This is a genomic window from Chishuiella changwenlii, assembly GCF_900142565.1.
GTDB classification, from domain to species: Bacteria; Bacteroidota; Bacteroidia; order Flavobacteriales; family Weeksellaceae; genus Empedobacter; species Empedobacter changwenlii.
Window position 1 is genome coordinate 81,329 of the sequence record NZ_FRBH01000001.1, and the last position, 26,133, is coordinate 107,461.

At 29.7% G+C, this 26,133-nt stretch carries 32 protein-coding genes; 9 read left to right on the forward strand and 23 right to left on the reverse strand.

The genetic code is table 11. The features are described from left to right. Positions 1-24 precede the first annotated feature (24 nt). Positions 25-1,260, reverse strand: coding sequence for a transcription termination factor NusA (gene nusA / locus BUA86_RS00385; protein ID WP_072928792.1), 1,236 nt, complete (start codon positions 1,258-1,260; stop codon positions 25-27). A 13-nt stretch (positions 1,261-1,273) separates the two neighbouring features. Then, on the reverse strand, positions 1,274-1,735 hold the full coding sequence (gene rimP, locus BUA86_RS00390) for a ribosome assembly cofactor RimP (protein WP_072928793.1): 462 nt from the start codon (positions 1,733-1,735) through the stop codon (positions 1,274-1,276). A gap of 285 nt (positions 1,736-2,020) precedes the next feature. Between rimP and BUA86_RS00395 the strand changes: the two genes are divergently transcribed. Then, the gene (locus BUA86_RS00395; protein ID WP_072928795.1) at positions 2,021-3,988 is read left to right on the forward strand and encodes a T9SS type A sorting domain-containing protein; all 1,968 of its coding nucleotides are present in this window, start codon (positions 2,021-2,023) and stop codon (positions 3,986-3,988) included. A gap of 127 nt (positions 3,989-4,115) precedes the next feature. On the opposite strand, the gene BUA86_RS00400 is transcribed toward BUA86_RS00395, so the two are convergent. Then, positions 4,116-4,598 carry a DUF456 domain-containing protein gene (locus tag BUA86_RS00400; protein ID WP_072928797.1) on the reverse strand — a complete coding sequence of 161 codons (483 nt, stop codon included), beginning with the start codon at positions 4,596-4,598 and terminating at the stop codon, positions 4,116-4,118. A 65-nt stretch (positions 4,599-4,663) separates the two neighbouring features. On the opposite strand from BUA86_RS00400, the gene BUA86_RS00405 reads away from it, so the two are divergent. Genes BUA86_RS00405 through BUA86_RS00415 form a run of 3 tightly spaced genes read left to right on the forward strand, consistent with a single transcriptional unit; the run spans position 4,664 to position 7,439 of the window. Next, the gene (locus BUA86_RS00405; RefSeq protein ID WP_072928799.1) at positions 4,664-5,926 is read left to right on the forward strand and encodes a mechanosensitive ion channel family protein; all 1,263 of its coding nucleotides are present in this window, start codon (positions 4,664-4,666) and stop codon (positions 5,924-5,926) included. A gap of 6 nt (positions 5,927-5,932) precedes the next feature. Then, on the forward strand, positions 5,933-6,658 hold the full coding sequence (locus BUA86_RS00410) for a pyridoxine 5'-phosphate synthase (protein ID WP_072928801.1): 726 nt from the start codon (positions 5,933-5,935) through the stop codon (positions 6,656-6,658). A 4-nt stretch (positions 6,659-6,662) separates the two neighbouring features. Further along, positions 6,663-7,439, forward strand: a complete 777-nt coding sequence (locus tag BUA86_RS00415) for an alpha/beta fold hydrolase (RefSeq protein WP_072928803.1) — start codon at positions 6,663-6,665, stop codon at positions 7,437-7,439. 57 nt (positions 7,440-7,496) lie between these two features. On the opposite strand, the gene BUA86_RS00420 is transcribed toward BUA86_RS00415, so the two are convergent. Further along, a complete protein-coding gene (locus BUA86_RS00420; RefSeq protein ID WP_072928805.1) occupies positions 7,497-8,021 on the reverse strand; it encodes a GNAT family N-acetyltransferase in 525 nt (174 codons plus the stop codon). After that, positions 8,018-8,986 (reverse strand): ABC transporter ATP-binding protein, encoded by a 969-nt coding sequence (locus BUA86_RS00425; RefSeq protein ID WP_072928807.1) that lies wholly within the window; start codon positions 8,984-8,986, stop codon positions 8,018-8,020. Before BUA86_RS00425 ends, BUA86_RS00420 begins: the two co-directional genes overlap by 4 nt. Positions 8,987-9,107: 121 nt before the next feature. Between BUA86_RS00425 and BUA86_RS00430 the strand changes: the two genes are divergently transcribed. Together BUA86_RS00430 and BUA86_RS00435 are read left to right on the forward strand one after the other, a co-directional pair. Then, positions 9,108-9,794 carry a YceI family protein gene (locus BUA86_RS00430; RefSeq protein ID WP_072928809.1) on the forward strand — a complete coding sequence of 229 codons (687 nt, stop codon included), beginning with the start codon at positions 9,108-9,110 and terminating at the stop codon, positions 9,792-9,794. Positions 9,795-9,955: 161 nt separating this feature from the next. After that, entirely contained in the window at positions 9,956-10,456 is a 501-nt protein-coding gene (locus BUA86_RS00435) for a hypothetical protein (RefSeq protein ID WP_072928811.1), read from the forward strand. Between the two features lie 46 nt (positions 10,457-10,502). On the opposite strand, the gene BUA86_RS00440 is transcribed toward BUA86_RS00435, so the two are convergent. From BUA86_RS00440 to BUA86_RS00460, 5 genes are all read right to left on the reverse strand, one after another. After that, positions 10,503-11,225 carry a type 1 glutamine amidotransferase gene (locus tag BUA86_RS00440; RefSeq protein ID WP_072928812.1) on the reverse strand — a complete coding sequence of 241 codons (723 nt, stop codon included), beginning with the start codon at positions 11,223-11,225 and terminating at the stop codon, positions 10,503-10,505. A 119-nt stretch (positions 11,226-11,344) separates the two neighbouring features. Continuing rightward, complete coding sequence (locus BUA86_RS00445; RefSeq protein ID WP_178300384.1) at positions 11,345-11,671, reverse strand: 2Fe-2S iron-sulfur cluster-binding protein; 327 nt, start codon at positions 11,669-11,671, stop codon at positions 11,345-11,347. Between the two features lie 93 nt (positions 11,672-11,764). Beyond that, complete coding sequence (locus BUA86_RS00450) at positions 11,765-11,995, reverse strand: thioredoxin family protein (RefSeq protein ID WP_072928815.1); 231 nt, start codon at positions 11,993-11,995, stop codon at positions 11,765-11,767. A 25-nt stretch (positions 11,996-12,020) separates the two neighbouring features. Next, positions 12,021-12,917: a dihydrodipicolinate synthase family protein gene (locus BUA86_RS00455; protein ID WP_072928817.1), complete on the reverse strand. Its 897-nt coding sequence runs from the start codon at positions 12,915-12,917 to the stop codon at positions 12,021-12,023. Positions 12,918-12,938: 21 nt separating this feature from the next. Then, positions 12,939-13,439 carry a cupin domain-containing protein gene (locus BUA86_RS00460; RefSeq protein ID WP_072928819.1) on the reverse strand — a complete coding sequence of 167 codons (501 nt, stop codon included), beginning with the start codon at positions 13,437-13,439 and terminating at the stop codon, positions 12,939-12,941. Between the two features lie 99 nt (positions 13,440-13,538). Here BUA86_RS00460 and pdxR point away from each other — a divergent pair, with 99 nt between their 5' ends. Beyond that, positions 13,539-14,960: a MocR-like pyridoxine biosynthesis transcription factor PdxR gene (gene pdxR, locus BUA86_RS00465; RefSeq protein WP_072928821.1), complete on the forward strand. Its 1,422-nt coding sequence runs from the start codon at positions 13,539-13,541 to the stop codon at positions 14,958-14,960. An 89-nt stretch (positions 14,961-15,049) separates the two neighbouring features. After that, positions 15,050-16,114 (forward strand): NAD(P)H-dependent flavin oxidoreductase, encoded by a 1,065-nt coding sequence (locus BUA86_RS00470; protein WP_072928823.1) that lies wholly within the window; start codon positions 15,050-15,052, stop codon positions 16,112-16,114. 43 nt (positions 16,115-16,157) lie between these two features. On the opposite strand, the gene BUA86_RS00475 is transcribed toward BUA86_RS00470, so the two are convergent. The 13 genes from BUA86_RS00475 to gldB all read right to left on the reverse strand — a co-directional run bounded on the left by BUA86_RS00475 (position 16,158) and on the right by gldB (position 25,232). After that, positions 16,158-16,583 (reverse strand): MarR family winged helix-turn-helix transcriptional regulator, encoded by a 426-nt coding sequence (locus BUA86_RS00475; protein WP_072928825.1) that lies wholly within the window; start codon positions 16,581-16,583, stop codon positions 16,158-16,160. Between the two features lie 71 nt (positions 16,584-16,654). Then, positions 16,655-17,335: a type 1 glutamine amidotransferase domain-containing protein gene (locus BUA86_RS00480; protein WP_072928827.1), complete on the reverse strand. Its 681-nt coding sequence runs from the start codon at positions 17,333-17,335 to the stop codon at positions 16,655-16,657. A gap of 19 nt (positions 17,336-17,354) precedes the next feature. Next, positions 17,355-17,780, reverse strand: coding sequence for a DoxX family protein (locus BUA86_RS00485; RefSeq protein WP_072928829.1), 426 nt, complete (start codon positions 17,778-17,780; stop codon positions 17,355-17,357). Positions 17,781-17,868: 88 nt separating this feature from the next. Then, on the reverse strand, positions 17,869-18,504 hold the full coding sequence (locus tag BUA86_RS00490; protein ID WP_072928830.1) for a nitroreductase family protein: 636 nt from the start codon (positions 18,502-18,504) through the stop codon (positions 17,869-17,871). 24 nt (positions 18,505-18,528) lie between these two features. Next, the gene (locus tag BUA86_RS00495) at positions 18,529-18,897 is read right to left on the reverse strand and encodes a DUF1304 domain-containing protein (protein ID WP_072928832.1); all 369 of its coding nucleotides are present in this window, start codon (positions 18,895-18,897) and stop codon (positions 18,529-18,531) included. A 9-nt stretch (positions 18,898-18,906) separates the two neighbouring features. Next, entirely contained in the window at positions 18,907-19,329 is a 423-nt protein-coding gene (locus tag BUA86_RS00500; protein ID WP_072928834.1) for an organic hydroperoxide resistance protein, read from the reverse strand. A 210-nt stretch (positions 19,330-19,539) separates the two neighbouring features. Next, positions 19,540-19,923: a DUF423 domain-containing protein gene (locus BUA86_RS00505; protein WP_072928836.1), complete on the reverse strand. Its 384-nt coding sequence runs from the start codon at positions 19,921-19,923 to the stop codon at positions 19,540-19,542. 10 nt (positions 19,924-19,933) lie between these two features. Then, positions 19,934-20,605 (reverse strand): tRNA (adenosine(37)-N6)-threonylcarbamoyltransferase complex dimerization subunit type 1 TsaB, encoded by a 672-nt coding sequence (gene tsaB / locus BUA86_RS00510; RefSeq protein WP_072928838.1) that lies wholly within the window; start codon positions 20,603-20,605, stop codon positions 19,934-19,936. 459 nt (positions 20,606-21,064) lie between these two features. Then, positions 21,065-21,676 carry an LbetaH domain-containing protein gene (locus BUA86_RS00515; protein ID WP_072928840.1) on the reverse strand — a complete coding sequence of 204 codons (612 nt, stop codon included), beginning with the start codon at positions 21,674-21,676 and terminating at the stop codon, positions 21,065-21,067. A 109-nt stretch (positions 21,677-21,785) separates the two neighbouring features. Continuing rightward, positions 21,786-23,102: a TolC family protein gene (locus tag BUA86_RS00520; protein WP_072928842.1), complete on the reverse strand. Its 1,317-nt coding sequence runs from the start codon at positions 23,100-23,102 to the stop codon at positions 21,786-21,788. 105 nt (positions 23,103-23,207) lie between these two features. Beyond that, positions 23,208-23,747 (reverse strand): hypothetical protein, encoded by a 540-nt coding sequence (locus BUA86_RS00525; RefSeq protein WP_072928844.1) that lies wholly within the window; start codon positions 23,745-23,747, stop codon positions 23,208-23,210. 93 nt (positions 23,748-23,840) lie between these two features. Further along, the gene (gene gldC, locus BUA86_RS00530) at positions 23,841-24,167 is read right to left on the reverse strand and encodes a gliding motility protein GldC (protein WP_072928845.1); all 327 of its coding nucleotides are present in this window, start codon (positions 24,165-24,167) and stop codon (positions 23,841-23,843) included. Positions 24,168-24,185: 18 nt separating this feature from the next. Further along, entirely contained in the window at positions 24,186-25,232 is a 1,047-nt protein-coding gene (gene gldB, locus BUA86_RS00535) for a gliding motility lipoprotein GldB (RefSeq protein ID WP_072928847.1), read from the reverse strand. Between the two features lie 97 nt (positions 25,233-25,329). Between gldB and nadE the strand changes: the two genes are divergently transcribed. Next, positions 25,330-26,124, forward strand: coding sequence for an NAD(+) synthase (gene nadE, locus BUA86_RS00540; RefSeq protein WP_072928849.1), 795 nt, complete (start codon positions 25,330-25,332; stop codon positions 26,122-26,124). The last annotated feature ends 9 nt before the right edge of the window (positions 26,125-26,133 follow it).

Below are 26,133 nucleotides of genomic sequence, written 5' to 3' on the forward strand. Positions count from 1 at the left end.
AATTGTTTATGACTTAAGAGTGAATTAATCTTCAAACTCTTCTTTTAAAATACGAATTACTTCTAAAATTGTTTCCTCTTCTAGATCTGTTCTCTTTATTAAATCATCAACATCTTGTTCTAAGATACTTTTTGCAGTATCTAATCCAATCGCACTGAATGCGTCTATTACCCAAGAATCGATCTCATCTGAGAATTCTCTCAATTCAACATCTTCATCTTGTGCACCTTCTCTAAAAATATCAATTTCCATTCCAACAAGTTTAGATGCTAAACGTACGTTATAACCACCTTTACCAATTGCTTTAGAAACTTCTTCTGCATTAACGTGAACTAATGCTTTATTTTTTTCCTCGTTTATTTCGATATTCGAAATTTTTGCAGGACTTAAAGCTCTTTGTATGTATAAACTTAAATTATTAGTATAGTTTATTACATCAATATTTTCGTTACGTAACTCGCGAACGATAGAATGGATACGAGATCCTTTCATTCCAACACAAGCTCCTACTGGATCAATACGATCATCGTAAGATTCTACTGCAACTTTAGCTTTATCACCAGGCATACGAACAACACTTTTAATTGTAATTAATCCGTCTAAAATTTCTGGTATCTCTTGTTCAAATAATTTCTCTAAGAATTTTGGCGATGTTCTAGATAAAATAATTTGAGGTTTTGCTCCTCTTAATTTTACATCATCTACAACTGCACGTAATGTATCTCCTTTTCTGAAAAAATCTGATGGTATTTGATTTTCTTTTGGTAAAATCATTTCATTTTGTTCATCATCCATAATGATCACTTGTTTGTGACGTACATAATGAATTTCACCTGAAACAACTTCTCCAATTAACCCTTTAAATTTCTCATATAAGTTAGAGTTATCATGCTCCATTACTTTAGAAACTAATGTTTGGCGTAATGTCAAAATAGCACGACGACCTAAAGCTTCGATCGGAATTTTTTCTGAAACTTCCTCTCCTACTTCAAAATCTGGTTCTATTTTACGAGCTTCAGATAATTCGATATCTGTCGCATCATCTTCAGAAAAACCATCTTCAACAACGATTCGGTTGTGCCAAATCTCTAAATCCCCTTTATCAGGATTTACAATAATATCAAAGTTATCATCTGTACCATATTTCTTTTTCAAAACAGTTTTTAATGTTTCTTCTAAGATGGCCATAAGCGTGATACGGTCAATATTTTTATCGTCTTTAAAATCTCCAAAAGATTCAATTAATGCAAGATTGTCCATTACATTTTAATTTTTAAAAGGTGACTTTTATTATCGCTTTCTTAATGTCAGCGTAATTTATTTTTTCTTCGTGTTCTACTGTAATTTTACCTTTTCCTACTGGTTTTGGTTCGCGAGATTCCCAAAAAATGACAACACCTTCTTCATCTGCTTCTACAATTTCACCTTCCATCACTTTATCATTTAATGTTACTTCTAAAATACGACCAACATTTTTTGAAAACTGACGTGGTAAAGTTAAATTGCTACCTACTCCAGGAGTAGAAACCTCTAACGCGAAATCACACTCTTCTCTATCAAGATTATGTTCCACGTGACGGCTAATTCTTACAATTTCTTCTATCGATAAACCTTCGTCTCCATCTGCTAAAATAGATATCTTATCATCTGGAGAGATTTTCCAATCGATTAAAAACAACGCCGGATTTTCGGCTATTGCTTCTTCTATGAGCTGTTTTACTTTATTTGAATCCATATACAACGAAAAAGAGAGCTATAACCAGCCCTCCTCCTTTTTAATTTGTTTAAATTCTTTGCAAATATAGCACATTATTTTTTAATGACCTAATTTCAACCACTTAATATCCTAGATGTTTATTAAGAATTTCTTTATATTTTTTTCTTGACTTTATGTAAAAAAAAGCATATTTTATTATACATCTCACTTTACACTTTATTGTTAAATAATTAATAACCAATATTTTACATTGACTCTGTTATAATTTTTATTATCTTCATAAAACCAAAAAAACTTATATTTATGAAAAAGAGAAATCTACTTTTCCTATTACTAATTTCATTTGAAATGTATGGACAGAAACCAGGTGATGTTATTAATTACAGCAGTAAACTTGATTTAACCCCAGCTGGAGTTATAAACTTAATTGACTCTAACCTTGGTAAAAATGTTGATAACAAAACTATTCAATATTTAAAAAATTTTAAAGTAGGTTTAAAAGCCTACAAAATAGAGTATTATACAACTAATCCCAAAAAGGAAATTATTAAAGCTACTGGGTTACTTATGTATCCCAATAAAAACCACAGATTATCTACTGTTGTTTCAACACATCCAACGACAGATCATAGAAACAATGTTCCTTCAAACCTTTCTGGAATGCACGGTATTGGTTTTTTAGTCGAATTATCTTTTGCTTTGAATGGTTATATCGTTATGGCTCCTGATTATATTGGGATGGGAGACGGAGATGGACAACATCCATACGTACACAATGATACTGAAGCATCTGCTACATTAGATTTTATAAAAGCAGCAAATAAAGTTATCAATCAAATTGGAGGTATTAATAGATATAATGAATATTTCTTAACAGGTTATTCTCAAGGTGGACATGCAAGTATGGCAACTTTAAGAAGAGCACAAGAAACAAATGAGATAAGATTTAAGCATATGTATACTGGTTCTGGACCATATGACTTATCTTACTCTACTTTACAGCTTGGTGTAATAGATAAACAAACTTATCCTGCTTCTGCATTTACAGCTAGTCTTATTTATTCGTGTAAACTAACAGGATATAATGTGTACGATAAATCACCAGATGAAATTATTGCACCAAAATACCAAGAAGCATTCAAAAAAAATATTGTTGAAGATGGTGGTGGTTTAGATTGGGGACCAAAAGCATGGAGAGAATTATATAAAAACTCTTTTGTAAATGACATTATTCGTAATTCTAATCACACATTAAGAAGATGCTTAAGAGCAAATGACAATTATAATTGGCACAATAAAACTCCTTCTACATTTGGTTATTCTACAGAAGATTTAGTTGTTCACATTAATAGCACGAGAAAAGCAAAATCTTCTCAGAGAAGTTATTATTCAATATTTAACCTTAATCGATATAAAATTAATGATTTTCATTGGGGACGATTTAACCATGGTGCAGCTATAATTCCATATGTAATCGCTTCAAATTTCAAATTTAATACGTTAAGAGCGGGTGGTTTTTTTAATTTAAAAGCAGCGCTTGGTTTTAAAAGAAGTGATAATGATAATACCATAACAGAACAAGAGAATGCTATTATACCTACATATTCTAATATCGATTTACAATTAGATGTTCATACAACTTTAGAAAATATTACAAGTTTTAGTAATGAAAACAATATAAATGCAAGAACACAAACAAATGACCTTAATTCTTTACAAGATGGTGTTTATTATCTAAATATTGAAAGAGAGGGAGAAAAACAAACCATCCCATTTGTTAAAAATACTCCTGTAGTGGTTGATGAAAATGAAGCTGTGAAATCTGATAAGAATGGTTTAATTAGATTAAATGTTGATGATTCGGATTTATTTCAAGTTAATATCTTAGAAAATGGAAAGATTATAGAAATTGTAAAAGCTGAAGATTATCAAAAGAATAATGGAATTGACTTGAAAAATTTAGTTGATGGAGATTATACTTTTGAAGTTATCGCACATGATTATACTGTTCAGTTTAATAAATCTATTGCAAATAGTGATTTAAAAATTGAAGATGATTTCGTTTTATTTTCATCAGATAATAAGATTAATATAAAATCTAAAATAAATATAAAAGAGATTGAAGTTTATGATTTAAGTGGACATTCTACTTATAGAAAAGAGAATATTAATAACAATACTACACAAACAACATCCTTATCAAAAGGCGTATATATTATTAAGTTTGTATTAGTAAATGGAAAAATAATTACAAAAAAGTATACTTTATAATTTAATTTATTTTTCTTGAAAAAGGTTCGTGTATACTTTTATATGCGAGCCTTTTTTTTATTAAAATTAGTTTGAATGCAAAGATTTCGCAGAGAATGCTAAAGATGAGAAATGATAATAATACCTATTAAACTAATTGATAAACAAATATTCCAATAAAAATTAATACTAAAATTATATCATAACCTGTTGTAACCATAAAACCTACAAAAGAACCAAATGCTGATTTTAATGCTGATTTTGTATTAGACTTGCTAAATAATAATTCTCCTAAAAATGCACCAAGAAATGGTCCTATAATAAAACCAATAGGTGGAAAAAACAATCCTACTATCAATCCTAAGATAGATCCCCAAACGCCATATTTAGTTCCTCCTAATTTTTTGGTAAAATAAGAGGGCAAAAGATAATCTAACAGAAAACCTATTAAAACAAATATACCCGCAATAATTATTGTTAACCAACCATACGTACAATCATCACTAAACTTAAAAACAATTAATCCCAGATAAGCTATAGGTGCTCCAGGGACTACAGGTAAAATTGTTCCTATAAGACCTATAATTAATAAAATTCCTGTTATAAGATGAAGTATAACATTACTATCCATACTTTAGTATATTTTAAAAATGTAACTTTGCAAGAATAATTCCAACATTTACTAAATAAAATTTTATGAAAGGTAAACCTTTTTATAATGAAATTTCTGAAGCTGTAAAACAATTTTTCAATCAACAATTTAAAATTGATTTATCCGAAAATTTATTTATTTTTTTAGAAATAGTTGCTTGGATAGCAATCCTTTTTATCCTTGATTTTTTACTTCGTGCAATTATTTTACCTGCTTTAAAAAAGATAACCAACTTAACTGAAAATGATTGGATGAAGTTTCTATACAGAAATAAAGTTTTTGTTTCTACCATTCATCTTATTCCTATAAGTTTTGCTTTAAATGTAAATTTATTTTTGTTTAGAGGAGACAGTAACATCTTTTATGTTGTACAAAAAATTACAGAATTAATTGCCTTAATCGTATTCACTCAACTTATTTTTAGAGCAATTAATACTATTATAGATATTTACAACAAAGAAAATAGTTATACAACTGTAGGTGTTAGGACTTTTGGACAAATGCTAAAGTTTATTATAACATTCTTTACTGTAATTTCTGGAATAATGATTTTGTTTACTGTAGATCAAAATACGATTATTACAGTTCTCGGAGCATTAACAGCTGCTATACTATTAATTTTTAGAGATGCCATTTTTGGCTTCGTCTCGGGTTTACAAATTTCATATTCTAGAATTGTAAAAGTTGGAGATTGGATTACAATTTCTAAGGGAAATATTGAAGGTACTGTAAGAGAAATTAATATTAATTTGGTTAAAATAGAAAAGTTTGATAAATCTATTGCTACTGTACCAACAGTTGATTTAGTTTCCTCTCAAGTTACTAATCATATGGCGATGCTAGCTACTGGAACAAGACAAATAAAACGTTCTATTTCTTTTAATGTTAATTCTTTTCGTTTTTGTGATGAAGAGATGTTAAATCAATTTCAAGATATTACATTAATAAAAGCATACATTAAACAAAAAAGAGAAGAAATATCTCTTTACAATCAAACCATAGAAAATTCGGAAATTGGAATTAATGGTAGAAATTTAACTAACATTGGTGTTTTTAGAATTTATGTAGAATTCTATCTAAAAAAATTAGATACTGTTTCTAAGAATGATCCCATTATTGTAAAACAATTAGCTGTTACCACAGCTGGTATGCCATTAGAAATTGGTTGTTTTACAAATTCTGCTAGTAATTTAGAATTTGAGAGAATTCAATCGGATATTTTCGACCATTTATTAACTGCTTGTCGTAAATTTGACTTGGAGATTATGCAAAGTACATTGCTTTCTGAAATTAAAAATTATAATTAATCATACATGACTAAATTAAGTGTTAATATAAATAAAATAGCTACCATTCGTAATGCGCGTGGTGGAAATACACCAAATCTTGTAGAAGCCGCAATTAAAATTCAGGAATTTGGGGGACAAGGAATTACTATTCATCCTCGTCCAGATGAGCGTCATATTCGTTACCAAGATGTTTACGATTTAAAACCTGTTGTAACAACAGAATTTAATATAGAAGGAAAACCTGTTGATAGCTTTTTGGAATTGGTACTTAATTCTAAACCAGAACAAGTAACATTAGTTCCAGATGCTGAAGATGCAATTACGTCTAACGCTGGTTGGGACACTATTAAACATTTTGATTATTTAACAGATGTCATCAAAACGTTTAAAGATGCAGGAATTAGAACTTCTATTTTCTTAGATCCAAACACAGCTTTAGTAGAAAGTGCTGCTAAAACTGGTGCTGATAGAATAGAATTGTATACAGAAATGTTTGCTTCTGAATATGAAAAAGGAAACAAAGCTGCTATAAATTCTTACAAAGAGACTGCTAAATTAGCATTAGAACACGGATTAGCTGTTAATGCTGGACATGATTTAAGTTTAGATAATATTGAGTTTTTTATAAAAGAGATTCCAGAAATTGCTGAGGTTTCTATTGGACATGCATTAATTTCTGAGGCGTTGTATTTAGGATTAGAAAATACAATACAAGCTTATTTACGTAAAATAGAATTAGCTAATTTGTAAAAAAATGAACGAAATATTACACAGTAAAATTGTTGGCTCTGGAGAAAAGCATTTGCTTGTTCTTCATGGATTATTTGGACAATTGGATAACTGGAATACTTTAGGAAAATATTTTGGAGAAGAGTTTACAACACATTTAATTGATTTGCGAAATCATGGAAGAAGTTTTCATAACGAAGACTCTTCATTAAAAGCAATGACACAAGATATTGTAAACTATATAGATGCTAATCATATCGAAAAAGCACATCTTTTAGGACATTCTCTTGGAGGAAGAATCGTGATAGATTTTGCTATGCAATATCAAGATCGTTTAGATCATTTAATTGTTGCTGATATGGCGCCAAAGGCTTATCAACCTCATCACAATACAATTTTTAAAGCCTTAAAATCTGTAAATTTCGAGGAAATAGCTTCTCGAAAAGATGTTGAAAATATATTCGAGCAATATATTCCAGAAGTTGGTGTTCGCCAATTTTTAATGAAAAATGTTTATCATGCAGAAAATGGTCAATATGCTTTTCGTTTTAATTTATCTTCATTAGATAAATATTACCAAGAATTAATTGGTTCTGAATTATTGAAAGGAGTATTTAATGGACCAACTTTATTTTTAGGTGGAGCAAACTCTAATTACATTTTAGCTGAAGACGAAATAATGATAAAAGAGCGTTTTCCTAATGCAGAAATTAAGAAGATTGCAAATGCTGGACATTGGTTACATGCAGAAAACCCAAAAGATTTTGTTACCGAAGTAATGAACTTTCTTTTAGATAAATAGAAATCTTTCAAAACAATAAAAAAGCACTACAAAATGTAGTGCTTTTTTATTGTTTTATTATCTCGTTAGTACCCAATAAATCATGGTTTCATCTTTACTTAATACCGTAAAATTTAATTTTTTTAATAGATTTATCGAAGCAGAATTATCAATTAAGCAACAAGCGGTAATTTCATTTAAACGTTCATGAGAAAAAGCCCAATCAATTAATGTTCTAGCTGATTCTTGTGCAAAACCTTTTTTTCTTTCCTCTTCAATAATTCCATATCCAAGATCGCAACTTTTTCCTACGAAATTGAATCCTTTGAATCCTATATCTCCAATAATTTCTCTGGTAGATTTCTTAACAATCATCCAAGTTTCGAAACCTGTAGGGTAATCTAGCTTTTCTAACTTTTTAAGAACTCTAGGTAGAGATTCTAATGTATCACTATCCGGCCAATTTACTCCTCTAACCAATTTCAATCTTTCAAGATCTACGAAATCTTCATTTAAGATATTTCTACAAAGTTCTTTGGTAAGTGGAATTAAGATTAATCGCTCGCTGGATAATTTTTCTAATTGTAACCTTTCTAAAATCATAAAGGTCGAAATTTAAGAATATTAAATCGAATTCGCTCATCTGTTTTAAATTTCTTAGAATGATATGCAACCAAATTAACATCATTCATTAAAAATTTAATTAGATAATCCCTTCCTTGAAACTTAGATTCCATTACCTTTCCTTCAAAAATTCCTTCATCTGTAATGAGAACTTCCTCGGGATAAATAATAGCATTATCTGTTGTCTGTATATTTAACTGTGAAGTTTCTTCTTTATCTAACACATTTACATAACCAAATAAACGAGCAACATATTCGGAATTTGGAAAATTTCGAACATTTTCTACCTCATCAAACTGAATCATTTTTCCTTTTTCTAAAACTAGAATTTTATCCGAAGTATAAAATGCATCGCTTAAATCGTGTGTTGTAAAAATTACTGTTATTTGATGTGCTTTACACCATTTTATAATTTTCTCTCTAATGGTTAATTTCAATGTTTGATCTAAATTAGAGAAAGGTTCATCTAGTAATAAAATTTCTGGTTGTTGTGATAAAGTTCTCGCAATAGAAACGCGCTGACGCTGTCCTCCACTTAATTGGTTAGGGAAAATATGTTTATACTCAGACATTTCTACAACTTCTAGTGCCTCATCTATTTTTTGTTGTTTTAAATCTAAGTCGAAGTTACTTAAGAACTTTCCAACATTTTCTCCGACAGTTACAAAGTCTAACAAATCATAATCTTGCGCCACATATTTCATCATTTTATGACCTGGAATAAGATTATAAGAGGGTCCTTTTAACTTTTTATCATTGTACGATATTTCTCCTTCTTGAAAATCTAACAAACCATAAATTAATTTTAAAAGTGTCGATTTTCCGCTACCACTCTCTCCTATTATACTAATTATCTCATTTTTTTGAACAGAGAAATTAATGTCTGAAACAACTTTTTCTGTAAAATCTGGATAGTTGTAATTAAGATGATGAATAGTTAACACGATTAAATAATTTTTGTTTAATTTTGAGTAAAGGTATTTAGAATTATTCAATTTTGTTGATATACGTCAATACCGTTAATCTATTTTTACTATATTTTTGTTTAAAATTTAAAAGAACGACATGAAAAAATTATTTTTAGGACTAGCAGTTGTTTCTGCTGTCGTATTAACTTCTTGTGGTGGAAAAACTGACACTAAAGAAGCTACTGAAGCTAAAGAAGGTGCTACTTCTACAGAAGGTGCTGCAGAATATGCTGTAGATACAACAACTTCTGTTATTAACTGGAAAGGTGGAAAAACTTTTGACGATATTAAAAAACCAGAAGAAGGACACTATGGTGTTGTAAAATTAAAAGAAGGTTCTGTAAAAGTTAACAATGGAGTTTTAGAGTCTGGAAAATTTGTTGCTGATTTCGCATCTTTCGAATCTAAAGATTTAGATGCTGATGCAGAAAGCAAAGGAAAATTAGATGGACATTTAAAATCTGCTGATTTCTTAGATGTTGAGAAATTTCCAACTGCAACTTTCGAAATTACTTCTGTTAAACCATTACAAGGAGGAGATTACAACTCTGAGATTTCTGGTAACTTAGATTTCCGTGGAACACCTAAGAATGTTACTTTTAAAGCTAACGTTACTGTAGATGCTAACGGAACAACTATTAAATCTGAAGAATTCGGAATTAACCGTAAAGATTTCGGTATCACTTTCACAGGTGGTGGTGGATCTATCGTTAAAGACGAAGTTTTATTACAAGTAGATTTAACTGCTAAACCAGCTGCTGTAACAGCAGAAGTTGCAAAATAATTAGAATAAATTTCAATTATTATAGAAGCCATACACTTATTGTGCATGGCTTTTTTATTAAATTTTAAAAAAAATCTTGATTTCAATTAATTTTTTTATGATAATTAATTGAACTTATTTATATTCGTACTCATAATTAATTAATATACATTAAGAAAACAATGAAAACAATTAAGTTCTTCCATCCGGATGAAACATTTAATTACAAAATTGAAAAATCTTTATGCAAAGTGGTTTTTCAAGAAAATAAAAAATGTTTATTGGTAGAAATACATTCCACAGATGAATTAGAACATGTAGAAGGAGATTCATTACAAAATGACTTTCCTCAACTATCTTTATTTATTGATGATTTCCCTTTAGATGTTGATTCTATTGAACAATTAAATGGCAAAAAAGTCTCTATTCCTTATGGTTTTGCTGAAGAGGAAGACGAAGATGGTGAAGCTGTTGAAGTGTATTACACAACTTTAAATGTATCTGAAGAAGATTATGAAACAGTTAATAACGAACTAGCTTTTAGCATTAATGAAAAAGGTATTCTAACATTAAACTGGAAAGGAGAAGTACAAGATTTTGTTGAAGAATCTGAAAATGATATTCCATTTGAAATTGAATGTACTTTTGAAGGATTTGAATTTAACGAAGATGATTTTGAATAAAATATAAATACAAAAGCGAGATAAAACTATCTCGCTTTTTTTATTTCTAATTTTTCAGTTTTAATTCTTCTGTAAGTTTATCAAGAAACTGAAACAATTTATTATTCATTTCCGTATAATCGTAATTACGAATTTCATCGGGTTTTTGAACAAATTTGTGTATCGTATTATTGTTTAAAAAATCCAATTCTTCTGCAATCAACAACTCAATTGTTTCCTGCATAAACTCCATATGACACTGAAAACCATAAACTAAATCTGTATAAGCTACTATTTGTCTTGGACAACCTTCACTGTTTGCTAATACTTTGCTTTGAGGTGTAAGACTTGGCATATCGTTGTGCCAATGTCCGACAGGTAAGATGGAACCGAAATGGTTTATCTTTTCATCTTTTAATCCGTTTTCTGTAAGCTGTATTGGGAATACGCCAATTTCTTTTTCAGGACTATGTTCAAATTTTCCTCCAAACGCTTCACCAATAAGTTGAGAACCTAAGCAGATACCTACAACTGCTTTACCTGCATCAATACATTTTTGTATAAAAGCTATTTCTGCTTCTGCATTGAAATGAGGACATTCTTCTTGTGTTGTTTCTGGACTTTGAGGTCCACCCATTACAATAAGTAAATCAATATTTTCTACTGTATCAGGTAAAGATTCATTTTTATATACTCTTGAAAAAGTAATGTTATAGTTTCTCTGTTCTGCCCAAACCAAATAAGCACTTGGCGCTTCAAATATTTCATGTTGAATAAAATGTACATTCATTTTTTTGAGTTTTTATTTTTCTTCTAATCTTTATAAGTAGTAATTTAAACGTATAGTTTTTAGCTTCAGTAAATGAATATATTCTTAAAGAGAACTAAAAAATATAATCTAATATACTCTTAAAACTCATCATAATTTATTTTAATACTCGCACTTATTGGAACGGCTACACATGCTAAAATTAAACCTTGCTGCATATGAGCTTCCGATAAAACAAAATTTCTTTTTAAACGCACTTCACCTTCTTCTAGTTTACAAACACAAGAACCACAAGTTCCGCTACAACATGAATGCGGTGCATCAATCCCAGCATTTAGCAATGCATCGAGCAAAGGTATATTTTTGTTCCATTGGATATGTTTTGTATTTCCATTTAATGTCAATGTTACATCCACATTATCTAATGTATTTTCATTTACTTCTCTAAGCTTATCTTCTTCCATCATATTCATCTTGTGCCTACTTATTATAAATTATCGATAAAATAATAGTGTAAAAGCCCGAAAGTTTTTTACTTCTTTCAGGCTTCTAGATACTACTTACTTTAAATCTTCAATAGAAGCTCCAAAGTTGATGTGTAAAACATTTCCATTAGATAAAACTAATGCAGGAACAGATTGCACACCTGCTGCTTCTGCTTCTTTTACTTTTGCTTTATCTTCTCCTAAATGGATTACTTCTACCTGATTTTCTGGTATAAGATTTAAAATATCCTGTTCTGCGCTTACACATACAGAACAACCTGCGTGATAAAAAATTGCTTTTGCCATTTTGTTTTAATTTAAATGATTATTACTATTTATATATTTCACTATCTATTGCAGATAGCATGTTATCTAATTCTGTTATTTCAACTTCATTAAGTGATTGCAAAGGACTTTTGAAACCACCTCCGCCAACTCCTAACAAATCCAATCCTGCCTTTATAGAGCGTGGTAAACCTTTTGCTACAATAAATTTTAATAAATCAACTTGTTTGTAGAATACTCGTTGCGCCTTTTCTAAATCGTTTTCTTGTACTGCATCGTATAGAGCAATATTAAGTTCTGGTATTAGATTAGGAGCAGCAGTACACCAACCTCTTGCACCTGCCGAAAAAGCAGATAATGCTAAAGGATTAGAGCCGTTGAAAAAAGCAACTTCTTCGCCTAATTCTTTTCTTAAATAATGCATACGTTGAATGTCGCCCGAACTTTCTTTTATCATTGTAACATTCGGAATCTCTAACAAACGTTTTAATAATGTAGGTGACATATCTACACCACCCGTTGCAGGATTATTGTATGCCATTATCGGAATAGAAATCTTAGATGCAACAGTATCATAATGTTTTACAATTTCATCATCGGTCAACTTCCAGTAGCTCATCGGGATAATCATTACAGCCGTTGCTCCAGCTTTTTCTGCAAACTGCGCATGATAAACAGTTCTCTCTGTTGTAAGATTAGAAACACCAACTAATGTAGGTACTCTACCTGCTACCTGTTGCATAGTCGCTTCAGTTACAGCTTCTTTTTCAGCATCATTTAGGTAAGGCATTACACCTGTACTTCCTAATGGTGCAATTCCATGAGAACCTCCTGTTACTAAACGTTCTACTTGTTTTTTGAATAATGGAATATCTATATTCTCATTGCTATTGAATGGTGTAATAGGATAAGCGATTACACCTTTAAATGGTACTTTATTCATTTATTATCTTGTTTTTAAAAGTTAAAAATCTCTTCCTTCTTCTTCACGTAATGCTACACCCAAGTTTTGCAGTTGAGGTGCATTTTCGCAAGCAATATATTTGGCAGATTCACTATCACTTAAATTTTGGTGTTGATGCCAAGCCCAAGATGGAATATAAACTGCATCACCTGCTTCCCATTCTACGATTTCATCTTCTACAAGCGTTGAACCCTTCCCTTCTAATACGTATAAGATTGTTTCGTATGTATGACGATGTTTGTGCGTTTTTTGTCCAGGCAATAAACCGCCTATTGTCATACTTACATTTTTACTTGGTAAATCCACAAAGAAAACGGGGTGTTTTCTTTCTTCCGAAAACTGATTGTGTTCACCTGCATTCTCTACATTTTTATGAATAACGTGTGATGTTTTTACAAATGAAGGTCTTGCAAACGTCTGATGAAAATCTTTAGAGCTGAATTGTTTTTTCTCTGTATCAGTTGTGTTTTTTGTTTCTTTTGTTATTTCTAATTTTGACATAATAGATTATTTTATTGTTTTCTGCATTATTACGATACAAAAATACCCTACCTTTGGACTACTATACTGATACAGTTTTTATAAAAATAAGTAGTCCAGATGTTACGAGATTGGAAATTCGAAATACAGTTAGATGAGAAATCAGATAAAGCCATTTATCTGCAAATAGCTGATGCCATTATAAAAGATATCCATTCGGGTAGATTAAAACCAGGTGATGCCTTACCAGGTAGTAGAAATCTAGCTCAACTTTTAAAAGTAAATCGAAATACTGTTGTAGAAGCTCTAAATGTATTAATTATTGAAGGTTGGCTAATTCCTAAAGAAAGACAAGGAACTTTTATTGCCGATACGTTACCTGATTTTAAGGAAGTAAAAGCAAGCAATCCTATAAACGTTAGTACAAAAAATACAATAAACAAGCATTATCATTTGCAGTTTGATGATGGAAGTCCCGATAGTAAAATTGCACCTATTACAGAACTAGCGAGGGCATACCGTCAAATATTTAATCAAAAAGCAAGATGGCAAATGATGGGTTATAGCAATGAATTAGGTGATTTTGAATTTAGAAAATCTATTGTTCAAATGCTCAATCATCAAAGAGGTATGCAAGTAAACGAACAAAATATTTATATAACTAGAGGTAGTCAAATGGCAATGTACCTTACTGCTCAGTATCTATTTACAAAAAATGATTATGTAATTATTGAAAATCCTGGCTACAAACCTGCTTGGTCTGCGTTTGAGAGTGCAGGTGCAAAGTTATTACCTGCAAATGTAGATAAAGATGGTTTAGTGATAGATGAAGTTATTTATTATCTAAAATCAGGCAAAAAAATAAAAGCAATTTACGTTACACCTCATCGTCAATATCCTACTACTGTAACATTAAGTTTGAAAAGAAGATTAGAATTGATACAACTTTCTAATGAATATGGTTTTACAATTATAGAGGATGATTATGATAATGAGTTTCATTTTGGTTACCGTCCTGTATTGCCTTTATCGAGTTTTACAGAATTAAAAAATTACGTTTACATTGGTACAATGAGTAAAGTCGTTGCACCTGCTCTAAGAATCGGTTATTTAGCAAGTAATGATGATGCTTTAATAGAAAAGGTAGGTAGTTTGCGAAAAATTATTGATGTACAAGGCGACAGCATTATGGAGCAGGCAGTTTTACAACTTATAAAAGATGGTATAATAAAACGTCATATAAAAAAAGCAACTAATCATTACAAAGCCAAAAGAGATTTTATGGCAGCTTTGCTAAATGAGCATATGAATAACAAAGCTACTTACACAATTCCTGAAGGTGGATTGGCTTTTTGGGTTGTCCCAAACGAGCAAATAGATTGGTCATTGGTTTCCAAAAAACTAAAAGATAAAGGTATCAAAATCATTATGCCAGACAGCTTCAGCTTTGGTAAAACTATAAATGGTATAAGATTAAGCTATGGTTCGCTTTCTGAAAAAGAACTTGAGGAAGGAATTATTGCTTTAGCTGAAGCGTTGTAATATTCTGATTATATAAAACAAACTACTTTATCCATTGAAGGGCTTTTATGCTGAATAATTCTTAACTTGAGTTTTAAAGTATCAATGTAATGAAATCAAATAAAAGCTTACATACTATTCTACCTTCTAAATACCCTATAATACAGGCGCCTATGTTTGGAGTTACTACACCCGAAATGGTTGCTGCTGCTAATAGAGCAAATTGTTTAGGTTCGCTTGCTTTAGGAGATTTAAATGCAGATAAGTGTATTGAGCAAATAAGAAAGACAAAAGAATTAACTGATCAAGCTTTTATTGCAAATATTTTTGTTCATCAGCTACCAGAAGTAAACCATGATTTAATTGAGCATTACAATACAACTAAATTATACATTGAGCAACTTGCAAAAGAGCATCATCTAGATGTGAAAATTCCTGAATTTGAAGAAATTAAATTAAATTCTTATCATGAGCAAATAGATGCTATAATTGCAGAAAACTGTAAAATCGTAAGTTTCACTTTTGGAAATTTAGACGATGATAGTATTCACAAATTAAAAGCAAATGATATTCTTACAATTGGTACATGTACATCTCTTGAAGAAGCATTGTTATTAGAAAAAAGTGGTATTGATATTTTAAACATTCAAGGATGGGAAGCGGGAGGACATAGAGGAAGTTTTAAGGATCATGATATTCCAAAAATTGGAGGACTAGCCTTGCTTAATACTATAAAAGAACATGTACAAAATCCTTTAATTTATTCTGGAGGAGTAACTAATGCAAGAATTATTTCTGCTGTTAAGAAAATGGGAGCAGATGGTTTTCAAATCGGTAGTTTACTATTAAATTCAGAAGAAAGTGCTTTACATGAGTTCGAAAAAAATAAATTATCTTCCATAAAAGAAGATGATATTGTTTTAACGAAAAGTTTTTCGGGTAGATATGCCAGAGGAATTAAAAATACATTTATTGAGAAAGTAGAACAGTCAAATTATATCTTGCCTTATCCTTATCAAAATAAACTAACCAATGAATTAAGAAAAGTTGCTAAGCTTAATAAAAATTCTGAGTTTACAAGTAATTGGATTGGACAATCTATACCAAAACTTAGTAGAGAATCTACCACAACTATTTTAAATAACTTGATAAACGAAATTGAAACATTCGATTAAAATTATAAACAACAAAAAAGCGAGATAAATCTCGCTTTTTTTATTATTGTATTTTTGAAATGATTTTATCTGATAATGATTTTAATTGTTTCATTTCCTCTATATCTAAATTCATTGCATTAAGAATCTTATTCGGAACACAAGTCGCTTGCTCTTTTAAACTTTTCCCTTTTTCTGACAATAGTATTTTTACAACACGTTCATCTTCTTTGGATCTAGTTCTTGTTAAAAGTTTTTTTAATTCTAAACGTTTTAGCAATGGAGTAAGTGTACCATTATCCAACTGAAGTTTTTCTCCCAATTGATTAACAGTTTGGTTATCCTCTTTCCATAAAGCCATCATAGCAATATATTGTGGATAAGTTAAATCTAGCTCATCTAAAAGAGGTCGATATTTCTGCATCATCTCACGATGAAGCACATATATCGAAAAACATAATTGTTTATCTAAACATAATAAATCTTCCATTGTATAGAAATAAAAAAGTGCACAAATTTAATTATATTTCATTCACTAAAATTTCAGCACTTATAAAATAATTATTTTTTTAAAAGTTCTATCATTTTTGTAGCAACTGCTTCTGATGAAGCTGGATTTTGACCTGTAATTAATAAACCATCAACTACAGTATGTACTCCCCAATCAGAAGTTTTAGAATAATTACCTCCTAAATTTTTAAGTTCTGTTTCTACTAAAAATGGTACAACATCTGTTAACTTCACCGCATCTTCTTCTGTATTAGAAAATCCAGTAACGTCTTTACCATTTACAAAAGCTTCTCCGTTAGCTAATTTTACATTTTTAAATACTCCAGGAGCATGACAAACAGCTCCAATTGGTTTTTGAGCATTGTAAAAATCTAAAATTAATTGTTGAGACTTTGTATCATTAGCTAAATCCCATAACGGACCATGTCCACCTGGATAAAATACAGCATCATAATCTTGTGCATTTACATCTACTAACTTATGTGTATTTGCAATTACATTCTGAACTTCTTCGTCTTTATAATAACGTTCTGTAGCAGCAGTTTGTGCATCTGGAACTTCACTATTTGGATCTATTGGTGCTTGTCCACCTTTTGGCGTAGCTACATCAATTGTAAAACCAGCATCTTTAAATGTATAATATGGTGCAGCAAATTCTTCTACCCAAAATCCTGTTTTGTGACCTGTATTCCCTAATTCATCATGAGAGGTCACTATAAATAATATATTCATTTTTAATATTTTTTATTAATTACTCTTCTTTCTTTTCTTTTAAATAACTAAACGCGTCTGTACTCCACAATGCCCATAAAATAAGAACTGGCTGAAAAAATAATCGAATAAATCTCAAAGTATCTGTTTCTAAACCAAATGCACTTGTTCCATTTATATATTGTGCGATATTTCCCGGAAACACCAATACATAAAAAATAGCTAGTACAATCCCTACTTTTGCTTTGTATTGAGTAAGAAATATCATTGATATTCCAAGTAAAATTTCAACAACTCCAGATAGAATTACAATTAAATCTTTGTCTAAAGGAATCCAATTTGGCACTTGGGCTTGAAAAGCCTCTCTTCCAAAAGTAAAATGACCTATCGCAGCGATAATCATAAACACACCTAATACAATACGTAACGTATCTTTTATTGATTTTAATTTTTTAGTCGTTGCCATCCTTTTAATTTTGATAAGATTATGAAATAAACTCGGTGAAATTAAAGGAAAAGAAAACTTCATTATCTTTCCTTTTAATTCTATTTTACTACTTGTATTCTACTACAAGTTCTTCTCTTGGTATTCTTACTTTTTTCATTGGAGCAATCCAATCACGAGATGGATCAGAAACACCAACGTACATTAAAGAAACACTTCTTAAACCATGTTTCTCTAATTCTAAAACGCTATCTATAACAGCATTATCAAAACCTTCTACAGGTGTTGTATCTACTTTTAATTCTGCTGCTTGTGCTAAAGCTAAACCTAATGCAATATAAGTTTGACGTGCTGTATGAGCAAAGTTTTTATCTGCTTCTTCTTGTAAATAGATTGCTTTTAACTGATCTGTGTAACTACCAAATCTTCCTCTTGGTAATTCTCTTACATCTGTTGTAAAGTCGTAAACTTTATCTATTCTTTCTGCTGTATAGCGATCCCATGCTGCAAAAATAATAATATGAGATGCCTCTCTCATACATTCTGGATTTAAAGAACCTGCAGATAATCTATCTTTTAATTCTTGGTTCTCTATTACTAATACTTTAAAAGGTTGTAATCCAGATGAGGTTGGCGCTAATCTAGCAGCTTCAACAATTTTATCTATATTTTCTTGACTTACTTTTTGAGAAGGATCATACGCTTTTACAGCATGTCTCCAGTTTAAATCTTCTATTAATGACATTTTTTATTTTGATATTATTTATTATTATTTTGATAAAAAAACAAACAACATTGCTAATAATGCAGGTACAGCCTGAACAAAAAATATTTTCTTCGCAGCAGTTAAACCTCCAAAAATTCCGGCAACAGCAACACAACCTAAGAAAAACATTCTTACATTAAAACTCCATTCTGGATTATCTATTAAGAAAGACCAAATTAATCCAGCAACTAAAAAACCATTATATAATCCTTGATTAGCAGCTAAACCTTTTGTTGGTTTAAACATTTCCTTTGGTAATGTTTTTCCAAATGTTCTTTTTCCTGCGGTTTCCCAAGCAAACATTTCCATCCATAGAATGTAACAATGTTCTATTGCAACTAAAACCGTAAATAGTATAGCTAGTGTTTGCATTATCTTATCCTAGTTATTAGATACAGTTAATTTAACTTCAATATTTCCTCTTGTTGCGTTAGAATATGGACAAACAGCATGTGCTTTTTCTATTAATTCTTGTGCTTGCTCTAATGTTACATTAGGAATATTTGCATGTAATTCTGCTTCTAAACCAAATCCACCATTTTCTATTTGACCAATACCAACCTTAGCAGTAACAGTAGTTTCTCCTGCATCTATTTTACTTTGTTTAATAACTAAGTTTAATGCACTATCAAAACAAGCAGAATATCCCGCAGCGAATAACATCTCTGGATTAGGATAATCATCATTTGCTCCTCCTAAAGCTTTAGGCATTCTAACTTCTAAATCTAAAATACCGTTATCACTTACAACTTTACCGTTTCTTCCTCCTTTGGCTGTAGCACCAATTGTGTATATTGCTTTCATCTGTATGATTTTTTAAAATTATTAAACAAATATATTTCACAAAATTATATTTTGCACAATATAATTTATAATTAACACAATTTTAATATTATAGTTAATTAAACGAATTATTTTATTTGATAATAATTCTGTTTTTAATTACTTAATAGACACACAAGAATAATGCCTATTATAAAAAAAATGATAACTTTTTGAGTTATCATTTTTTATTTATTTTCCTTTTATAAAAATCCAAGCTAATAATGCCCATCCAATTATCATGAATAATCCTCCAAGCGGAGTAATAGGTCCTAAAAATTTTAAATTAGCATTCCAATATTCTGCGAATGATAAAAAATAAATACTAACAGAAAAAATGAAAGTTCCTGCAATTAAAAACCAAGCGGCAGATTTTTCTATTCCAGTATTAAACTGAAAATACATTCCGACAGCTAATAATACAATTGCATGATACATTTGATATCTAACTCCTACTTCAAAACTTGCTAATTTTTCTGCTGAAATAAGTTTTTTAAATGCATGGGCTCCAAAAGCTCCAAGAATTACTGCAATCATTCCATATAATGACGCAATTGTTAAAATAATATTTTTCATTGTTATTTTTTTATTCGGTTTTCTTTTTTCCTGCTATAAAATCTTTTAGATAGTAAGGTTCAAAATAGGCTACATCTTCAAACAATTGTTCTTCAAATTTTTGTTGTGCTTTCTGAATCATAAATTGTGCAGAAGGATATGTCTGAATAAATGTTGCATTTAAATGTCCTAAAACTTCTTGACATTTTTCTGCTCCATCACCTACAAAAACTATTTTCTTATCTTTTAAATCTTCAAAAGAAAGTTCATCAATTACCTTCGCTTCTGTTTCTGTTAATTGATTTCCTTTATTATCGAACAAAGCGGTATAAACTTCCATTCTACGAGCATCAATCATTGGTATAATTAAATCGACATCCGTATTAATTTGAGATTCTACTAAGACTTGTAAAGAATCCATTGCTAACAATGGAATATCTAGTCCATAAGCAAATCCTTTTGCAGAAGAAACGCCAATTCTTAAACCAGTGTAAGAACCAGGACCTTTAGAAACACAAACTGCTTCTATTTCATTTAAATTTATTTCTGCACCATTTATACACCAATCGACAAATTGATTCAATTTTTCTCCGTGTGCATAATTTTCTTCATTCTCTTCAACTAAACAAAGTTGAATTCCATCTTTTGCAATTGAAACTGAACAGTTTTTTGTTGAAGTTTCTATATTTAAGATTATTGCCATACTTGGCAAAGATACACAAGGAAAATTAGATGAATTTAATTTGAATAAATGATTTTTTAGCAGGATTAGAGAAAACTATTTAATTTGTATAGTTTTAATATTAATGTTATTTAAACTTTATTAGTATAATTTTCAATACTGAAAATATCTTTATACAAGATGCAATATAGAATGTAACTATTTAATTTTACTTTCATTTTTTTCTTGATAAAAAAACGAAACAAAAAAATCAAGGTCGTAAATCTTTGACTAAAAATTATCAACGCTACGGAAATGATTTAAAAATTCACATTCGTTCATTAAATCATCTCTATCCTACGCTTTTTCAATTTTATTAACGTCAAACATTTAAATACCATTTTTTTTAATCCGTATAAAAAGAAAATTAGCTAAATAATAAAAATACAATATCCTAAAGTCTAAACAATTTTGTTTCAATCAATCTGCCTATTTATTTTATCAACTCTTAATTTGCTGAATAAGCTCTAATCTATTAACAATTGAATTTTGATTTAAAATAGTTCCGGGAGAAAGCACAGCATTTGCTCCTACTTTAGAATGATCACCTACTAATGCTCCAAACTTAGTCGTATTAGTCGAAATAATTTGATCATCTACTTTTACAGAAATATTCTTATCAACTCGCTCATTATAATGATTGGCACATATAGAACCTGCTTCAAAATTAACGTGTTCACCAATTATACTATTACCAATATAATTAAAATGAGCAACTGCTGATTTTTCAAAAATTATGGATTGTTTTATTTCAGATCCTGGTCCAATAGTCACAGAATTAGAAAGGAAAATAGGTCCTCGTAAATAGGCGTGTGCGCCGATAAAACAATTCTCTGAAATGATAATCCTTCCTTTAAAAGTAACTCCTTTTTCTACAGTTGCAGATTTATGAATTGCTACTCTATCTGTAATGATATAATCATCTTCCGATAATTCTTTTATTTTATTAGAAAGGATTTCTTCTAAATTATCTATTACTTCCCAAGGATTTTGATGGTTACTTTCAGAAAAATAATTTCCAAAGCTTTTCGTGTAGGTTTGTATATCTATCATTCATGAAATTTAGGCAATTTCATCTAAATTACTTCAAAATAATAGTGAATATAAAAGTTAAATAATTAAAATAAAACCTTTGAAAATTTCAATAAGTTCATTGATAAATTTATTGCAGTGTAATTGGAGTTCCTGCATAAAAGTCTAATACTTTTTGCTTAAATATAAAGTTATATTTTGCTTGTACCATTTGAGATTCTGCAATCATTAAATCGTTTCGAGATCGATTAAAATCATATAAATTAATTACACCAGCGTTGTAAGAGATTTCTGCAAAGTCATAAGAAATTTTCGCATATTTTACTGATTCTTTCGATGTATCATAAGCTGCAAAAGAGCTGTTAACTTCGAAATATGCAGACTGTACATTTTTTAAAATATCTTGTTTAGATTGTTGAAAATTTACTTTAACCAAATCTTCGTTAATAATCGCTTTCTGAATATTAATTTTATAAGAATATTGATTCCATATTGGAATAGATACTCCTACTCCAAATGTTCCCAAAATATTATTTTCATATTGATTAAGAAATGAGTTACCTCTTAATCTATTATTAAAAATTTCTGAATAGCTTGTTCCCAAGTTAAAAGAACCTGTTACTTTTGGGAATAAAGATGTTTTTGCTATTTGAGTACTTTTAGATGCAGATTGCATTTGTAATTCGGCATATTTTACAGCAGGTTGTGTACCATATGCATACTCTAAAACCTCATCTAAATCGTACAATTGAGAATTTACATTGTCTGGTAGATTAACATCTGCTATTTTAAATTCTCTGTAATCTTGTAATTGTAATAACATTGCAAGATTAAACAATGCCCTGTCTATTTCTATTTGTGCATTTACAACTTCTCTCGAATTATTTGCAACTTCAGCTTCAGATTGTGCTACAATTGCTTTTGCAACATTACCTGCTTTAAATTTCTTCTGATTTTGATCTAATAATTGTTTTGAGATTGTAAGGTTACCATCAGCAATTTCTTTTAATTCTTTATTTAATAATACTGCCAAATAGAAATTAGCTATTTGTAATGAAATATCATTTATAGTTGTTGCTGTATTTACTTTAGATGCTTGTAAGTCTATTTCTGCTTTTTGTTGATTTAATTTTACAAGTCCAGCACTGTAAATATTAATGCTAGATTGTACACCCAAAGAATTTGTAAACTGATAATATCCTTTTTCTATTGTAGGATTATATCGACCAATTGTAAAACCATTGTCCATATTACCAGATATAACAGGTAACCAAGCATAGTTTGATAGTTCTTTATCTTTATTAAATAATTCTTCGTTAATCTTATTTCTCTGAACGGTTAAATTATTTTCTACAGCATAAGCAATACATTGTTCTATTGTCCAATTTTCTTGAGAGAAAGCAGATATTGAAATAAGGAATAATAATCTAAAAAATAAAGATTTCATATAATTAATTTGTTCAGAATTTTAAAAGCTACAAAATAAGTCGGATTATGTAACAAAATGTTACGAACCCGACTTAAAAGTTTTTATTTGAATTAAAAAATAGTCTTAATCGAACTTTACATTAAGATTATTTTCATCTGCATAGGCTTTTCCTAATACAAAAATTTCATCGTGTTTCTTTTCAAAGTCTGCAGCATATTTTTCATCTATTTTTATAGCAAGAGCTTCTAAATCTTCTTTTGTACTCTTTTTTGCATCAGCTAATTTTGCAATCTCCATATACTCTTTTTCATAAACTGGTAGCACAAAATTGAATAACTCTAAAGATTTTTGTTTTATAATAACAGCTTTCTCATCTGGTGGAGTCATTGCATCTATTCTTTCTATTGTTTGTTTAATGTAAGCAACTTTATTTTCGATTACTTGTTGCGCTTCATTTCCATTTTTCTTAGATTCAGGATGACCTTCGAATTCTACTGTTTGGCTTTCTATTTCCCTTAATAAGTTTTCTGAAGCAAAATCTCTAATAATATTAACATTAAGAACTGCAGTTTGGAAAAAGCTATCTGCGCTTGGTTTATTACAAGATGTAATTCCTATTAATACTCCTAGAAACGCAATGAATAACGTCGTAATTTTTTTCATATAATAATTTTAAGTACTTACAAATTTATAAAACAATAAAAAAATGGTCATCCTATTAGGACAACCATTTCTATGAGTTTTATCAAGGATATCTTATCCTTTTATCTTAGCTGCGTATGCAAATTCTTCTGCGAATGCTGCAATTTTTTGTGCTACTTCTTCTTCATCTGTTGCTCTTTGGTAAGAACTAGACATAGAAATTAATATCTGATGAAAAAAACGTTTCATATCGTCTTGTGTCATATCTTTTGTCCACAAATCTATACGTAATGCTTCTTTTGATTTTTCGTCCCAAACAGAAAGTAACATTGCTTTTGTTTCTTCATGACTAATTCCTCCGTCTGGAGCATTCCAAGTCATTTTTTCTGGAACATGATTTTCATCTAATTCGATGTCGATAGAAATATTTGTTGTTCTCATAATCTCAAATTCTAAAATTTATTTTACGAAATGATAATCTTTACCATTTATTGTCTTTGTTGTGTATACTGTTCCGCTCTTCCCTTCTAAAGCTGGTTTGTACTTAGAATCTTTAAAGATTTTTTGTGCATCCATATCTTCTAACAAAGTTTTAAGCTCTACTTTTGGATTTTCTCTTAAATACTGACGTATAATCTGTAAACCTACCCAAGCACCAATTCTTCCTGGTGAATTTTGTTCTATCTCATTATTAAACTTAGAGAAAGGTGCCAAATCTAAAAAGCGTTTCTTTAATGAAACATCAGAACTAAAAACATAATTTTGTTCTACAAAAAAGTTCCATATTTGTCCTTCATTGTCTATACACCATTGTATTTGCTCTGGCGAATATCCTAATTTATATTCATCTGGTGTATCTGCTAATAATGCATCTTGCAAAATTAACTTTTTACCTTCGTAAAGAATATGGTCTATGAATAATTGATTTCTTGGACTAAATGTTACAATGTCATTTGCAATAGCATCTACAGTTTGTGATGGCAAACGATCTAATTCCATATTGGCTCTTAAATAACGATCTACTCCTATACTATCGTAAAGTTTCTCCTTAGTTCCTAAATAAGCATCCATTGCTATAAATAGTAAGCCAGACTGCTGACTAAACATAACAGGATAATTTAAATTTTGTAAACCAGATGAGTATGTATATACTGTTGGAATTTTATATTCTGGAAAGTAATATTGGTATCGCTGAAAAACAGGAACCAACGAATTATTTAACTGATCGAAATTTCCAAATATTTTTCTTGATTTAGTATAAATATTAATTTCCTTTTTATCTCGACGCTGAGCTTCCCAAATTTCATCAGAATTTGTATCAAAAAAGAAAGGATAATTTTTTCTTAATGTTACTAATGGGATAGAATCATTAAAAAAATCTTGGCTAATATCATGAATTGCTAATTTTACATTTTGCTCCTTTACATCTACATCCCAAGATTTTTCTTTCTTACATGCTGTAAATAGAATTAAACTAGCAAAAGCTAAGCGATATACAAATTTCATTATTTGGTTATTTTGCAAACAAAAATAGTAAATAATCCGTAAAATAATAAACCTTAATTTTTTCATAATCTAGTATATTTGAAATAAATTCTAAAAAATGAAAACAGAAAAAGTTGTTCAATATATTGTTTCTTGGTTAAAAGACTACATAGAAACTTCTCATCAAAAAGGTTTTGTAATTGGAATTTCGGGTGGAATAGATTCTGCTGTTACTTCTACACTTTGTGCTATGACAGGTTATCCTTTACTTAATTTGGAAATGCCAATTCACCAAGAAAAAAATCAAGCAACGCGAGCTAAAAAACATATCGAATGGTTAAAGAATAATTATTCGACACCAATAGATTCTATTGAAGTTGAGTTAACTTCTACTTTTGATTCTTTGGTAAATGCTTTACCTAAAAATGATAATACAGATAAAGTAAATCTTGCTTTAGCTAATACTCGTTCTCGATTACGAATGACATCTCTTTATTATTTTGCAGGAATACATAATTATTTAGTTGCTGGAACAGGAAATAAGGTTGAAGATTTTGGTGTTGGTTTTTATACAAAATATGGTGATGGAGGTGTTGATTTAAGTCCAATTGCTGACTTAATGAAATCTGAAGTTTATGAAATTGCCCGCTATTTAGGAATTAATACCGACATACAACAAGCTAAACCAACCGATGGTTTATTTGGTGATGATCGTTCGGACGAAGATCAATTAGGTGCTAGCTATGATGAATTAGAATGGGCAATGAGAATGAAAGAAGATGGTAAGAATGCAAATGAATTTACTGGAAGAGAAAAAGAAGTATTTGAAATTTATTTGAGATTAAATCGAATTAATCAACATAAAATGGTTCCAATTCCTGTTTGTGAAATACCAAAAGAATTAATGAAATAAATAAAAAAC

Coding starts and splice junctions, on each gene's coding strand:
- nusA (WP_072928792.1), bottom strand. CDS start 1,260: ATGGACAATCTTGCATTAATTGAATCTTTTGGAGATTTTAAAGACGAT.
- rimP (WP_072928793.1), bottom strand. CDS start 1,735: ATGGATTCAAATAAAGTAAAACAGCTCATAGAAGAAGCAATAGCCGAA.
- BUA86_RS00395 (WP_072928795.1), top strand. CDS start 2,021: ATGAAAAAGAGAAATCTACTTTTCCTATTACTAATTTCATTTGAAATG.
- BUA86_RS00400 (WP_072928797.1), bottom strand. CDS start 4,598: ATGGATAGTAATGTTATACTTCATCTTATAACAGGAATTTTATTAATT.
- BUA86_RS00405 (WP_072928799.1), top strand. CDS start 4,664: ATGAAAGGTAAACCTTTTTATAATGAAATTTCTGAAGCTGTAAAACAA.
- BUA86_RS00410 (WP_072928801.1), top strand. CDS start 5,933: ATGACTAAATTAAGTGTTAATATAAATAAAATAGCTACCATTCGTAAT.
- BUA86_RS00415 (WP_072928803.1), top strand. CDS start 6,663: ATGAACGAAATATTACACAGTAAAATTGTTGGCTCTGGAGAAAAGCAT.
- BUA86_RS00420 (WP_072928805.1), bottom strand. CDS start 8,021: ATGATTTTAGAAAGGTTACAATTAGAAAAATTATCCAGCGAGCGATTA.
- BUA86_RS00430 (WP_072928809.1), top strand. CDS start 9,108: ATGAAAAAATTATTTTTAGGACTAGCAGTTGTTTCTGCTGTCGTATTA.
- BUA86_RS00435 (WP_072928811.1), top strand. CDS start 9,956: ATGAAAACAATTAAGTTCTTCCATCCGGATGAAACATTTAATTACAAA.
- BUA86_RS00440 (WP_072928812.1), bottom strand. CDS start 11,225: ATGAATGTACATTTTATTCAACATGAAATATTTGAAGCGCCAAGTGCT.
- BUA86_RS00445 (WP_178300384.1), bottom strand. CDS start 11,671: ATGATGGAAGAAGATAAGCTTAGAGAAGTAAATGAAAATACATTAGAT.
- BUA86_RS00450 (WP_072928815.1), bottom strand. CDS start 11,995: ATGGCAAAAGCAATTTTTTATCACGCAGGTTGTTCTGTATGTGTAAGC.
- BUA86_RS00455 (WP_072928817.1), bottom strand. CDS start 12,917: ATGAATAAAGTACCATTTAAAGGTGTAATCGCTTATCCTATTACACCA.
- BUA86_RS00460 (WP_072928819.1), bottom strand. CDS start 13,439: ATGTCAAAATTAGAAATAACAAAAGAAACAAAAAACACAACTGATACA.
- pdxR (WP_072928821.1), top strand. CDS start 13,539: ATGTTACGAGATTGGAAATTCGAAATACAGTTAGATGAGAAATCAGAT.
- BUA86_RS00470 (WP_072928823.1), top strand. CDS start 15,050: ATGAAATCAAATAAAAGCTTACATACTATTCTACCTTCTAAATACCCT.
- BUA86_RS00475 (WP_072928825.1), bottom strand. CDS start 16,583: ATGGAAGATTTATTATGTTTAGATAAACAATTATGTTTTTCGATATAT.
- BUA86_RS00480 (WP_072928827.1), bottom strand. CDS start 17,335: ATGAATATATTATTTATAGTGACCTCTCATGATGAATTAGGGAATACA.
- BUA86_RS00485 (WP_072928829.1), bottom strand. CDS start 17,780: ATGGCAACGACTAAAAAATTAAAATCAATAAAAGATACGTTACGTATT.
- BUA86_RS00490 (WP_072928830.1), bottom strand. CDS start 18,504: ATGTCATTAATAGAAGATTTAAACTGGAGACATGCTGTAAAAGCGTAT.
- BUA86_RS00495 (WP_072928832.1), bottom strand. CDS start 18,897: ATGCAAACACTAGCTATACTATTTACGGTTTTAGTTGCAATAGAACAT.
- BUA86_RS00500 (WP_072928834.1), bottom strand. CDS start 19,329: ATGAAAGCAATATACACAATTGGTGCTACAGCCAAAGGAGGAAGAAAC.
- BUA86_RS00505 (WP_072928836.1), bottom strand. CDS start 19,923: ATGAAAAATATTATTTTAACAATTGCGTCATTATATGGAATGATTGCA.
- tsaB (WP_072928838.1), bottom strand. CDS start 20,605: ATGGCAATAATCTTAAATATAGAAACTTCAACAAAAAACTGTTCAGTT.
- BUA86_RS00515 (WP_072928840.1), bottom strand. CDS start 21,676: ATGATAGATATACAAACCTACACGAAAAGCTTTGGAAATTATTTTTCT.
- BUA86_RS00520 (WP_072928842.1), bottom strand. CDS start 23,102: ATGAAATCTTTATTTTTTAGATTATTATTCCTTATTTCAATATCTGCT.
- BUA86_RS00525 (WP_072928844.1), bottom strand. CDS start 23,747: ATGAAAAAAATTACGACGTTATTCATTGCGTTTCTAGGAGTATTAATA.
- gldC (WP_072928845.1), bottom strand. CDS start 24,167: ATGAGAACAACAAATATTTCTATCGACATCGAATTAGATGAAAATCAT.
- gldB (WP_072928847.1), bottom strand. CDS start 25,232: ATGAAATTTGTATATCGCTTAGCTTTTGCTAGTTTAATTCTATTTACA.
- nadE (WP_072928849.1), top strand. CDS start 25,330: ATGAAAACAGAAAAAGTTGTTCAATATATTGTTTCTTGGTTAAAAGAC.